Consider the following 12,587-nt stretch of genomic DNA (forward strand, 5'->3'; position numbering starts at 1 on the left):
TCTTATTTTACAAATATATAATTTTGAATGCTAAAAATACAATCCCTAATTATTTTTTAATTCTATTTTAATTAGTGGAAAAAGTGTCTAACACCTGTAAACATCATTGGAATACCGTGCTCATTTGCAGCCTCTACGCTATCCTGATCTTTTACACTTCCACCTGGCTGAATAATCGCCTTGATACCTTCCTGAGCGCAGAAATCTACTACATCACGGAAAGGGAAAAATGCATCTGAAGCCAATACCAGATCCCCGGAGAATTTTTCTTTCGCTCTTTCGATCGCCTGCTGAGTCGCCCAGATTCTGTTTACCTGTCCACCTCCGATACCAAATGCCTGAATTCCGTTGGAAACAACAATGGCGTTTGACTTCACATATTTTACTACTCTCTGAGAGAAAAGTAAAGCTTTTTTCTGCTCTTCTGTAGGCTGTACTTCTGTAACTACTTTGATATCGTCAGAAAAATAAGTATCATTATCCTGAACCAGAATACCACCATCTACCTTCACCCAGGTCTGTTTGTCAGAAACAGGGTTTACGATTTTGATAATTCTCAGGTTTTTCTTTTTTCTTAAAATTTCAAGAGCTTCATCATCGAATTCAGGAGCCATTACAATCTCAAGGAATGTTTTGTTCAGTTCTTCTGCTGTTGCTGCATCAATTTTATAGTTCATTGCAACAATTCCGCCAAAGATAGAAACGGGATCACATTCAAATGTTTTTTGATATGTTTCCAGTGCTGAAGTTCCGATAGCCACTCCACAAGGGGTAGAATGTTTTACCGCACAACAAGCCATTTCTTCTTTGAACTCAGTGACTACTTTCCAGCAAAGGTCCATATCGCGAAGATTGTTGAAAGAAAGTTCTTTACCTCCAAGCTGCTCAAAGTCTTTCATTGCTCCGTTTTCGAAGGTAGAAACATAGTAAGCTGCCGTCTGGTGAGGGTTTTCTCCGTATCTTAAGTCAGCAACTTTTTTATAAGAAGCATTTAAATACGTAGGATATTCTTCATCTAAAAGCATTCTTGAGATCGCTGCATCATACGCAGAGGTAAGGTTGAATACTTTTCCTGCAAGCTTTTTACGGGTTTCGATATATGTATCACCGTTTTGTTCCATTTCGATTTTCACGGCTGCATAATCTTCAACATCAGTGATTACCGTAACAGAATCAAAGTTTTTTGCTGCAGAACGAAGCATTGAAGGTCCACCAATATCAATAAATTCTACTTTCTCATGTAAAGAAATGTCTTTATTTACATTTTCAAAGAAAGGATAAAGGTTTACGATCACCATATCAATCAGACCAATTCCATGCTCCTGAACGGTTTTCATGTGCTCTTCGTTGTTACGAACCGCCAGCAATCCACCGTGAACTTTAGGGTGTAAAGTTTTCACTCTTCCATCCAACATTTCAGGGAAATTGGTTACCTCATCAATCTGAATAGGATTTAAACCAGCGTCTTTCAAATGTTTGAACGTTCCTCCTGTAGAGATCAACTCATAATTCTGAGCCTCCAAAAACTGCACGAATTCTATTAATCCACTTTTGTCAGAAACACTGATTAAAACTCTCTTTTTACTCATTTTACTTTCAATTTTTTACTTTTTACAGCTATTTCAAACTGTGTCCGGGTCTTTCACCTCCGAACTTACTTTTATTTTACTTAGATTTTTCTATTTTCCTGTCAAAAATTTTTGACATTATTTATTTCCCAGGACCTTATTGATCGCTATTGGAAATATTTCATATTCAATCTGGTGAACTTTCTGAGCCAGGGTTTCAGGAGTATCTTCAGCTGTTACTTCAAAAGATTTCTGAAGAATAGCTTCTCCTTCATCAATGCCCGGCGTTACAAAATGTACAGTGGCCCCACTTTCTACTTCTTTAGCTTCTATTACTGCATTGTGAACGTTCATTCCCCACATTCCTTTTCCTCCGAATTTCGGAAGCAAAGCAGGGTGAATATTGATTATTTTACCGTTCCAGTTTTCACAAAATTCAGATTTTAAAATGGATAAAAATCCTGCCAATACAATAAGGTCTGTATTTTCTGGGATTACTTTCGCCAATTCACTGCTGAAATTTTTTCCTCTTGGAATAAGTATGTTTTCTATATTGTGATTCTTTGCTCTTTCCAGCCCGAAACATTCTCTGTCAGCCACTACCAAAGATACTTTTGCATTCTGGATTTCGCCAGCGTCAATGGTATCAATGATTCTCTGCAGATTGGTTCCTGAACCGGATACGAGTACAACGATGTTCTTCATTATTCAGATGTTAGATGTCAGATTTAAGATTACAGACTTAAAGTCTGATGTCTGAAGTCTGAAATCTGATGTCATTTAAAATTTTAAATCTATCTTTTCTGTTCCTTCAGTGATTTCTCCGATTTCGTAAGCATCATCTAAAAGGTGCAATACTTTTTCAGCATGTTCAGCATCTACTACGATTACCATCCCTACTCCCATATTGAATGTTCCGTACATTTCCTCGCGGGCTACCTCACCTCTCTTTTCAAGCTCAAGCATCACACTAGGAATTCTGATTTTTGATTCGTCAATAGAAGCACAAAGTCCTTCAGGAATGATTCTTGGAACGTTTTCGTAAAGTCCGCCTCCTGTAATATGAGCAATTCCGCTTACTTTTACTTCTTCCAATACTTTATGAATATCTTTATAGTATAATCTTGTAGGAACCAAAAGTGTTTCATATAAAGGTTTTCCTTCAAATTCTTCTTCAAAGTTCGGGAACACTTTTCTTACTAAAGAGAATCCGTTTGAGTGGAATCCTGAGCTTGGTAATGCGATAATTTTGTTACCTGCTTTGATGGTAGAACCGTCAATAATCTGATCTTTTTCTACAATTCCTACGCAGAATCCGGCAACATCATAATCTCCAGGCTGGTACATTCCCGGCATTTCAGCAGTCTCCCCACCAATCAGCGCACAGTTGTTATCCTTACAAGCTGCGACCATTCCTAAAACAATTTCTGCTGCGATTTCTGAATCAAGCTTTCCGCAAGCCAGATAATCCAGGAAAAATAAAGGTTTTGCTCCGTGGCAAAGAATATCATTGGCACACATTGCGAAACAATCTACACCGATAGAATCATATTTTTTAGTATCTAAAGCTACTTTCAGCTTTGTTCCTACTCCATCTGTTCCTGATACAAGAACGGGATTTTTGTATCCACCGATTTCATAGAAAGCACCAAAACTTCCCAAGTGGTTCAGTACATTGGAATTGTGGGTTTCACCGACCGCTTTTTTGATCTTGTCAACCGTTTTGTATCCTTCTTCTTTGTCTACTCCTGCTGATTTGTAAGTGTTGCTCATGTCTGCTTAGATTTTTAGATATCGGATTCAGATTTCAGATGATTATTTGTCCAGCATCTGACGTCTTGTGTCTTCTTATCTTTTAATATTTCAATTACTTTTATACCTGATTTTAGAAAACAAAAAAGCCGACAATCTTTTCAGATTATCGGCCGTTATTTTATCTCAGAATTTCAGAGCCCACAATTTTCCCTTTATGAGAAAAACATTGTTTATAGGAGGTCTGAATTTTCATCTCTTTTCTTTTTGCAAAAATAGTAATTTTAAATGAATATTCAAATTCTATTTTTCAAGGATTGTTTCAATAGCCGCAATCTTTTTGATTCTTTCTTTTAACTCACTGAATTTCTTATCATTATAAACTTTCTAAGCTCCTTTATCAAAGTTATCGTTAAAGAAAATTAAATATCCAAGATGAAAATTAGGAATCATAAAACCATCATTAGAAAAAACTTTAAATACCTGATAACAATAAAGCTGCTCTATATTCTAGTTGATATACCAAGAAATAAATATTAAAATAGCTGATTATATAAGCTAAATCTTATTTTTGAATAACTTAAATTATCAAAATATGTATATGTTAAAAACAGTTGACAATATTTCCGAATTAAGAAATACGAATGGACAATCTGAAGGTGAATCTATTTTACTACTAGGCTACTATATTCCAGGCGATAAAGGACATTTGATATATAAATGGACATTTAGTACAGCAATTGATGATGGTGGGAGTATTATTAATGGTACGAGCGGAAGTTGGATTGCTATTTTTGAAAATCAACAATTCAATTCAAAAGATTTTTCTTTGTTTCCAATCTCAACAACTCCAAACTATAATAATTTTAATTCACAACAAGCTTTATTTGACAAGGTAAGAAATTATGCTATAGATCATAATTTAGATCTAGTTTTTGACAATGGTAACTATTCAGTTAATATCTTCAGAACCGGATACGCTGTTAATAAAATGAAAATCAACATCATAGGCAGAGGAACAGTTAATTTTTATCTTAAAAAGAATAGTACTCCTACAATGGTTCAGTTCTGGGATGATGCTTATGTTGAAAATATCAACTTTTATTCTTTAGAAACAGAACTAGACTCTCAACGTGCCACTACAGAATCCAGAAAGCGTATTTATCTGAGAAAGTGTGGTTTTTTTAATTTTAAGAATCAAACAAATGGTAATTCGTGGGGATTGTATGCAAAAAACACAAATGACCTGACAGTTGACAGTTGTGTTTTTGGTAATAACGGTCAATCCGATTTTTCAATTGTAGATAATTGTAATAATATCAAAATTGTTAACCCTGTAAATATCATTGATAATGGGATGTATTTGAATATTGAACCCAATTCGATAGAAATAAATCAAAATATTCAATTACAAGGTGGGGTCTATCGGAGAATTAATTTATTAGTAAATACATTATCTGCAAATCCTGTCCAAAATATGACAATTATTGGCTGTCAAATAGATTGGTTGATGTACGATGGGGCAGACTGTGAAATAATTGGATCACAAATAAAGAAAATATCCAATCAGGAAGTAGTCAATATACCTATGGGAAATTTAGACTTGAATCTGAGGTTTGGACCAAATTTAATTCCCGACCCCTATTTGATAGATTTTGATTATTCAGAATCGGTACGGTCATGGGTTTTCGGTACTGCAACTTCACTTGTGATAGATAGAGTTAATAAAGATTACACAAGAATAGGTAATAGGAATATTGCTAATCAATCTACTACTATAAAGTCTAAATTGATACCCGTAAATGCCACCTCTAAATACCTGTTTATGCTTAACGGAAATGCTAATTACTTTGGCACAATAAGCAACATTGCCAGATGTTTCAGAATAGAACTATATGATTCTAACCAACAATTAATTACAATAACAAAGCCAGTAGCAGGTGTAGACACTCAGTTTCAAAATATAGTAGGCAGTGCATTTCGTTTTCCTTTATCTGTTGAAGGTTCAACAGGCTTCACAAACCAAATTGCTATTTTAGAGTTTGAACAATATGCACCTCAGACAAAATATGTAAAAATTGAATTAGGTAAATATAATGTAAATCAAAATGAATTTGACTTTAAATTTATATCATTAAACGAAATATTAAGTTTTGAAAAAGGCGAGAGTATTTCAAGTTATATATCAAGGAATCTTCCTAACGGCAGATATAAAATAACAACCACACCTCCAGAAAACCCTATAGAAAATAGAACAACGGGAGCAATGACAGGTGATATTTTATATTCTGAAACCAGAGAAAGTTGGATTGTCACAGATGGCAGTCTTCGTCCAACTAAAGTAGATAAGATCAATAAAAAAATGAAAAACCAAGCGGATTCAATAGCCCTAGATACAACAACTTTAGTGTTGAATTTTAATGATCTTTTAAAAAAATTAAGAGATGCGGGACTAATGGACAATTAATATATTCGAATTTATTATTAAATAGCTAATAAATAAAAAACCACTCAAAATATGAGTGGTTTTTTATCTAAAAACTAATTCAAAATTCTATTTTTCAAGGATTGTTTCAATAGCCGCAATCTTTTTGATTTTTTCTTTTAACTCACTGACTTTATCTTCATTAGAAATTTTCTGAGCTCCTTTATCAAAGTTATCATTAAAGAAAGGAAGTGAAAAAGTTTCCACTACATTTCCTCCGTGGAAAGGAAAACGCTTCGATGCAGCTTCTAAAACTCCTGCTCCCCCTCTACCTCCCGGAGATGTAGACATCAATAGCATTGGTACTTCATTCCAAACCGTTCTGTCTTTGATTCTTGATACCCAGTCGAACACATTTTTGAATGCTGTAGAATAGGTTCCGTTGTGTTCTGCCAAAGCCACCAACAATACATTGGCACCGTCAATTTTGGCAGCAAAGTCATGAGCTTCCTGAGGAACACCAGCAGCCAATTCTCTTTCATGCTTATAGATTGGCATTTCAAAAGGATTCAGATCTACTACTTCTACTTCTGCATTTTCAAATAATGTTGATGCATAGGCAACCAACTGCTTGTTCATTGAAACTTCCGAGTTGCTTCCTGCTATTGCTAAAATTTTCATAGGTGAGATTTATTTTTTAAGATTACAAATTTAGTTTTTTATTTAAGATATGACGGCAGTTCCATTGGTACTTCCATTAATAATACTTCAGTGTCTTCCACCGCTTCGATGTTAAAGCTCTGAGTATCCCAGATTCCCAATCCGTCTCTTTCATTCAGAACACGGTCTCCTATTTTTGCGCTTCCTTTCAACACAAATGCATAGACTCCGTTTCCTTTTTTGTTGAGCATATAATTTTTGCCGTTTCCTTTTGTAAAGTTGGCCAAATTAAACCATGCATCCTGGTGAATCCAAACTCCGTCATCATTTTTATCAGGGGATAAAATCTGCTGGAATCCATTGATCTTTTCTCCTTCTTTGATACTTTTCTGATCATATCTGGGTTCAAGATCCAGTTCTCTTGGGAAAACCCAGATCTGTAGAAACTTTACCTCTTCATCTTTATTTTTATTATATTCACTGTGCTTAACGCCAGTCCCGGCACTCATCACCTGGATTTCACCTTTTTTGATCACCGCTGTAGTTCCCATTGAATCTTTATGTTCCAGATCTCCTTCCAGAGGAATGGATATAATTTCCATATCTCTGTGCGGGTGTGTTCCGAATCCCATTCCCTGAGAAACGGTGTCATCGTTCAATACTCTTAAAACACCAAAATTTGTTCTGTCTCTGTTTTGATAGTTGGCAAAACTGAATGTATGGTAAGAATTTAACCATCCGTGGTTAGCATGGCCTCTTGAATCTGCTTTATGATATACTGTTTTCATTTTCTGTGATTATTTATAGTACAAATGTAAGGGATGTGGGCATTTTAAAAGTTGATGTAGGGTAAGAAAGGAAGTTTATGGGGTAAAAGGTGAAGATATCGGAGGTTGGATTACGCAAAGATGCTTTTTTTATATGTTTTAAGGCGCAGGGATGTTATCTGCGATAAAATTTCAAACTGTAGAGTATTTACTTCATAATTGGATAGGATTTAAAATAGATTGGATAAATAAATGCAACCTCTGTGTCATTTGTAAAATCTGTGGGACTGTTACATTCTCTTCTTTAGTATAAGCTAAAGCCAGCTTATGAATACTTTAAAAGAAAAGCGGGCTAAAGCCCGCTTCTATTAATATTTTGAATTTAAACTTTTTCAGTTTTTAAAAATGTACCTGCTTGATCTCTTCTTCAATTTCCTTAGGGGTTTCATCTTCAGATTTGACAAAAATCATGGTTACTACAGCTCCTATCAGCATGCAAATACCTCCTACCATAACATAATCCATCGCTTGCTTTCCGAAAACACCGCTTACCACCGGACCTCCAAATAAACCATTGATGATCTGCGGAATGACAATAAAGAAATTGAATATTCCCATATATACCCCCATTTTTCTTTGTGGAATTACTTCAATAAGCATCGCGTAAGGCATTGCCAAAATACTAGCCCAGGCGAAACCTAAACCTATCATTGAGATCCATAGATTGCTGACATCTTTAATAAAATACATTGAAACAAGTCCCAAACCTCCACACAACAAGGCTAAGGCATGAGTCTGCTTTTTACCGATCAGTTTCGCGATGGGTGTCAATAGAAATGCAAACGGAATTGCCCAAAGGTTATACATTCCGAAGAGTTTTCCGGTAAGATCTCCTGCATCATTAAATGCCTTGGAATGGGTGTCTTCCGGAGAAAGCCCAAAATGATGGGTTGCCAGCGCACTGGTTGTGAAAACCCACATGGTAAATAATGCAAACCATGAAAAGAACTGAACGATTCCCAGCTTTTTCATCTGTGTAGGAATTGCAGCAAAATCTTTGAAAATATCCGAAAACTTAGATTCCTGCTTTTCCACTTCCTTCCCATCTTCAAAATCAGCGAATTCCTGTGGAGAATACTCTCTGGTTGTCATGATGGTGTACAAAATTGAGATGATAAGCAATCCTGCCCCTATATAAAAGGAGTAAATAACGTTATCTGCCACAAATCCCGCCGGTGCTTCGTTGGAAATTCCCATTTTCGTTAACCAATCCGGCAGATAAGAGCCCAATACAGCTCCGATTCCAATCAGAATGGTCTGCACTGAAAATCCTATTGTTCCCTGATGCTTCGGGAGCATATCTCCTACCAAAGCACGGAAAGGCTCCATTGCAATATTTACGGAAGCATCCATCATGGCAAGGAATATTACTGCTAATAAAAGCGCGTTGGCAGCAAACATCTGGGTAACGGAAGCTGCATTAGGAAGTAAAACCAATCCTATTGCACACAAAACAGCTCCAATCAGGAAATAAGGTTTTCTTCTTCCCAACGGACTCCATGTATTGTCTCCCATGTGGCCGATAATAGGCTGAACAATCAAACCTGTAACGGGAGCAACGAGCCAGAACCAGGATAATTCATGAACATCGGCTCCTAAATTACCGAGAATACGGCTTGCATTTCCATTTTGTAATCCGAACGCCATTTGAATTCCAAGGAATCCCATACTCATATTAATAATCTGGAGCATGGATAAGTTTGGCTTTTTTCTTCTTCCAAATGGCCCCGAATTATACCTCCCTACCATTTCTGCCATTATGATTTCAGTTTTTGGATTAATGCATCTTCAATAGGGGCTTTTTCTACCACCACTTTATCCACCACCTCATTAGGAACTGTCACAGAAAGAACGTATTGTTTTACCTTCCAGCTTCCGTTGATTTTTTCTACCACTCCGGAACCTCTGCATATTTTCATCTGGGTATCCAATAGTTCATCGAACCACGCCAGCTTTCCATCTTTACTGAAATAAATATTTCTTTTAAGAGCTTTAAAATTCCATGTTTTCTTTTTGTCAAAATAGGGTTTTGCCCATATCATGAATTCTTTTTTATTCCATATTTCGGTAGCATCTGTTCCAATAAAGGTAGATTCATCCGCAAAGAAATTAAAATAACCAGTGTAATCTGCCGTTGCAGCCGCTCCGTTGAATGCATCCAGCATCGTACTGATTTCTGATTTTTCTTTCTCAAATGGAGTTTTTGACTGTGCACTTAATAAAGAAAATCCCAGTACAAAGAGGATTAATGTATAAGCAGTCGTTAGTTTTTTCATATGTATTAATTATTTTTCAAGTTCAATGATGAATGGCGTTTTTGCAGGAATATTCATGCTGTTTTGTAATGAAATTTCTTTTCCAGAAATAACTTCTTTTCCTTTTTTAAATCCATTAAGTGATTCAGCAAATCGTTTCAGATCTAACGTCTGATCTTTTTCATTATTGTTGATGATTACCATTACACGCTCTTTTTCATTATATCGGAAATAGACAAAAACACCGTCCTGAGGAACGAAATTTTTAGTTTTCCCATTATGGATCACATCTTTACCCTTTCTCCAGTTTAATAGTTTTTGGGTAAACTGAAAAAATTCTTTTTGCTCCTGAGTCTGAGCAGATGGATTGAAGGCATTCTGGGAATCTGACTTCCAGCCTCCCGGAAAGTCTCTCCGGATATCAGCATCACCTCCTTTTGTTTTATCTCCTCTCATTCCTATTTCTGATCCGTAATAGATCTGTGGAATTCCTCTTACTGTTGAAATCAGAGCAAGTCCTATTTTGTAAGCGTCGGGATTTGCATTAAAAACTTCGTTCCATCTTTCAGTATCATGATTTTCAAAGAAAACCAGGAGATTATTGATGTCCGGATAAAGGAAATCGCTCGTAAAGGAGTCATAAATACGGATCATGCCTTTATCCCAGCCTTCTTTTTCTTTAAGTGCTTTGGGCATATTTTCAAACAACATAAAATCCATTACAGAGGGCAAATTTGAATTATAACCTTCTATTTCTCCTATTTTAGAATTTTTCTGCCACGCTGCTATTTGTGCTGCCGTATAAAGCCAGGTTTCTCCAACGATATTGAATTTTGGATATTCATCTGTGATTGCCTTAGCCCATTTTGCCATGGCCTCTTTGTCATTATAAGGATAGGTATCCACCCGAAATCCTCCTAATTCTGCATATTCTATCCACCAGATTGCATTTTGAATCAGATATTTCAGAACCAGTGGATTTTTTTGATTGATGTCCGGCATGGTAGTATCAAACCATCCGTCCAGTGCATATTTTTTATCAATGTCAGAAGCATTGGTATCAAACTGCGTTGTCGTTTTATAATTGGAACGTTTAAATCCTTTTTCGCCCTCTTCAAACCAGTGTATCCAGTCTTTAGAAGGAAGATCTTTGATCATCCAGTGTGAACCTCCCCAGTGATTGGTGACATAGTCCATCACCAGTTTCATATTTCTTTTGTTCAGCTCCTGAGATAACGTTTTATAGTCTTCATTGGTTCCGTAGCGGGCATCAATTTTATACAGATCTGTCTGGGCATACCCGTGATAGGAATATACTTTTTCATTGTCTTCATTTACCGGAGTCAGCCAGACTGCTGTTGCTCCCAGATTCTGAATATAATCCAGATGATTGATAACCCCGCTGAGATCTCCGCCATGTCTTCCATTAGGCAGAGTTCTATCTGCTTTTTCTGTAAGCTCCGGTCTTGAATCATTTTTTTCATTGCCATTGGCAAAGCGATCCGGCATGATCAGATACATGACGTCTTTTGAGGTAAACGATTCGCGGCTGGCAGATCCGGGATTCCTTTGCTTCAGTTCATATGTATAGGAATTTAGATTTTTATTACCTTTTTTAATTGTAATAGTAAACTTCGGAACGTTTATTTCGTTAGTGTTTACAGTAATAAAAACATAATTCGGATTATCAACTTTCCGGATATCTTTGATCTGTATTCCATCTGAAAGCACAATCTCGTTATGGGCAATGTCTTTTCCATACACAAGAATCTGAAGTTCAGGGTTTTTCATTCCTTTCCACCAGAAAGCCGGCTCTACTCTTTCCAACACTTTTTGAGAAAAGGCGGCAGAAGCTATTGAAAGGGCTAATGCTGCAAATATTGTCTTCATATTAATGTTCAATTTAGCATTTAATTTTCATATAGACATTCAAAATACGATAGAATACCCCTTTTTTTCACTCTAATAATTTATAATTTTTCAAAAATCAACATCCGTTTTTTAACTTTTATAGAAAATAGTTAAATTTTTCATAAAAAATTCATCTTAAAAGTTAATTTATCCCCCTTTTTATCTTTAGTTTTACAGAAAAAATGTTTGATTTCAGTAGTATGTTCGAAGCTGAAGGGCCAGATGTTGTTTATACGTGGACCATTCCTGTGTTTGCTGTAATTATTTTTGCGGAGATGGCTTATAGCCACTTCAATAAAGAGAAAATTTACGAAACTAAAGATGTAGCAACCAATGTTCTTTTTGCTTTGCTCAACTATGGGTTAGACATCATCATGAAAGGATTCTCTTTGTTTGTCATGATGTTTTTTTATCACCACCGCATCTTCGACTGGCAAGAGGGAATCTGGTATTGGATCGTAGTATTCCTTGCTCAGGATTTCGCGTATTATGTACACCATTATGTAGATCATCATTCACGTGTCTTCTGGGCTGTGCATATTACCCATCACAATTCTGATTATTTCAACATCAGTACGGGATTCAGAAGTCCTGTATTTCAGCCACTGTACAGATATTTGTTTTTCTCCCCGTTAGCGTTGATGGGCTTTCATCCATGGCATATTCTGGTAGCGTATTCTGCGATACAGATTTATGGCACTTTTGTTCACACCCAATCTATTAAAAGCATGGGATTTTTAGAATATATTCTGGTTACTCCTTCTCATCATAGGGTACATCATGCCTGCAACATCAAATATCTTGACCGTAATATGGGAATGGGACTGATTATCTGGGATAAAATTTTCGGAACTTTTGAAAAAGAAGATCCTGAAGTCCCTGTTAAATATGGTGTATATCCAAAAATAAAATCTAGAGATCCAGCAACGATGCTTTTCTACGAATGGAGAAGAATAGGAAAAGATGTCAGACAGCCGGGACTTTCTTTCAAAGACCGTATAAAGTATCTTTTTTATTCACCGGGATGGAGACATGACGGTACCGGAAAAACGGTAAAACAGTATCAGAAGGAATATAAACTTAAGGAAAAAATAAAAAATGAACGTCCCCCTTTAAAGGATCAGACAACTGATACTGAATATCAGTATTCACCACTGAACCAGCAGGCAGGAGATAAATAATCTGTCAA

Annotated in this window: 10 protein-coding genes; 2 read left to right on the forward strand and 8 right to left on the reverse strand. The window is 36.1% G+C overall.

Going from position 1 to position 12,587, the window contains the following annotated elements; all coding sequences use genetic code 11:
- Positions 1-71 precede the first annotated feature (71 nt).
- The 3 genes from purH to purM form a co-directional block, all read right to left on the reverse strand.
- Positions 72-1,589: a bifunctional phosphoribosylaminoimidazolecarboxamide formyltransferase/IMP cyclohydrolase gene (gene purH / locus FW781_RS13745; protein ID WP_149387945.1), complete on the reverse strand. Its 1,518-nt coding sequence runs from the start codon at positions 1,587-1,589 to the stop codon at positions 72-74.
- A gap of 117 nt (positions 1,590-1,706) precedes the next feature.
- Entirely contained in the window at positions 1,707-2,273 is a 567-nt protein-coding gene (gene purN / locus FW781_RS13750; protein WP_149387946.1) for a phosphoribosylglycinamide formyltransferase, read from the reverse strand.
- 75 nt (positions 2,274-2,348) lie between these two features.
- Positions 2,349-3,341: a phosphoribosylformylglycinamidine cyclo-ligase gene (purM, locus tag FW781_RS13755; protein WP_149387947.1), complete on the reverse strand. Its 993-nt coding sequence runs from the start codon at positions 3,339-3,341 to the stop codon at positions 2,349-2,351.
- A 580-nt stretch (positions 3,342-3,921) separates the two neighbouring features.
- Between purM and FW781_RS13765 the strand changes: the two genes are divergently transcribed.
- On the forward strand, positions 3,922-5,787 hold the full coding sequence (locus FW781_RS13765; RefSeq protein ID WP_149387948.1) for a hypothetical protein: 1,866 nt from the start codon (positions 3,922-3,924) through the stop codon (positions 5,785-5,787).
- 87 nt (positions 5,788-5,874) lie between these two features.
- On the opposite strand, the gene FW781_RS13770 is transcribed toward FW781_RS13765, so the two are convergent.
- The 5 genes from FW781_RS13770 to FW781_RS13790 all read right to left on the reverse strand — a co-directional run bounded on the left by FW781_RS13770 (position 5,875) and on the right by FW781_RS13790 (position 11,377).
- The gene (locus tag FW781_RS13770) at positions 5,875-6,426 is read right to left on the reverse strand and encodes an NADPH-dependent FMN reductase (protein ID WP_149387949.1); all 552 of its coding nucleotides are present in this window, start codon (positions 6,424-6,426) and stop codon (positions 5,875-5,877) included.
- 38 nt (positions 6,427-6,464) lie between these two features.
- Entirely contained in the window at positions 6,465-7,193 is a 729-nt protein-coding gene (locus FW781_RS13775; protein WP_149387950.1) for a pirin family protein, read from the reverse strand.
- A gap of 378 nt (positions 7,194-7,571) precedes the next feature.
- Positions 7,572-8,990 carry an MFS transporter gene (locus FW781_RS13780; RefSeq protein ID WP_149387951.1) on the reverse strand — a complete coding sequence of 473 codons (1,419 nt, stop codon included), beginning with the start codon at positions 8,988-8,990 and terminating at the stop codon, positions 7,572-7,574.
- Positions 8,990-9,508 (reverse strand): nuclear transport factor 2 family protein, encoded by a 519-nt coding sequence (locus tag FW781_RS13785; protein ID WP_149387952.1) that lies wholly within the window; start codon positions 9,506-9,508, stop codon positions 8,990-8,992. Before FW781_RS13785 ends, FW781_RS13780 begins: the two co-directional genes overlap by 1 nt.
- A 9-nt stretch (positions 9,509-9,517) precedes the next feature.
- A complete protein-coding gene (locus tag FW781_RS13790; RefSeq protein WP_149387953.1) occupies positions 9,518-11,377 on the reverse strand; it encodes a glycoside hydrolase family 13 protein in 1,860 nt (619 codons plus the stop codon).
- Between the two features lie 203 nt (positions 11,378-11,580).
- Here FW781_RS13790 and FW781_RS13795 point away from each other — a divergent pair, with 203 nt between their 5' ends.
- Positions 11,581-12,579 (forward strand): sterol desaturase family protein, encoded by a 999-nt coding sequence (locus FW781_RS13795; protein WP_149387954.1) that lies wholly within the window; start codon positions 11,581-11,583, stop codon positions 12,577-12,579.
- The last annotated feature ends 8 nt before the right edge of the window (positions 12,580-12,587 follow it).

It is taken from the genome of Chryseobacterium panacisoli (assembly GCF_008274625.1).
In the GTDB taxonomy this organism is placed as follows: Bacteria; Bacteroidota; Bacteroidia; order Flavobacteriales; family Weeksellaceae; genus Chryseobacterium; species Chryseobacterium panacisoli.

Bases quoted from the DNA above. Each gene is read 5' to 3' on its own strand.
- purH (WP_149387945.1), bottom strand. From the start codon at position 1,589: ATGAGTAAAAAGAGAGTTTTAATCAGTGTTTCTGACAAAAGTGGATTA.
- purN (WP_149387946.1), bottom strand. From the start codon at position 2,273: ATGAAGAACATCGTTGTACTCGTATCCGGTTCAGGAACCAATCTGCAG.
- purM (WP_149387947.1), bottom strand. From the start codon at position 3,341: ATGAGCAACACTTACAAATCAGCAGGAGTAGACAAAGAAGAAGGATAC.
- FW781_RS13765 (WP_149387948.1), top strand. From the start codon at position 3,922: ATGTTAAAAACAGTTGACAATATTTCCGAATTAAGAAATACGAATGGA.
- FW781_RS13770 (WP_149387949.1), bottom strand. From the start codon at position 6,426: ATGAAAATTTTAGCAATAGCAGGAAGCAACTCGGAAGTTTCAATGAAC.
- FW781_RS13775 (WP_149387950.1), bottom strand. From the start codon at position 7,193: ATGAAAACAGTATATCATAAAGCAGATTCAAGAGGCCATGCTAACCAC.
- FW781_RS13780 (WP_149387951.1), bottom strand. From the start codon at position 8,990: ATGGCAGAAATGGTAGGGAGGTATAATTCGGGGCCATTTGGAAGAAGA.
- FW781_RS13785 (WP_149387952.1), bottom strand. From the start codon at position 9,508: ATGAAAAAACTAACGACTGCTTATACATTAATCCTCTTTGTACTGGGA.
- FW781_RS13790 (WP_149387953.1), bottom strand. From the start codon at position 11,377: ATGAAGACAATATTTGCAGCATTAGCCCTTTCAATAGCTTCTGCCGCC.
- FW781_RS13795 (WP_149387954.1), top strand. From the start codon at position 11,581: ATGTTTGATTTCAGTAGTATGTTCGAAGCTGAAGGGCCAGATGTTGTT.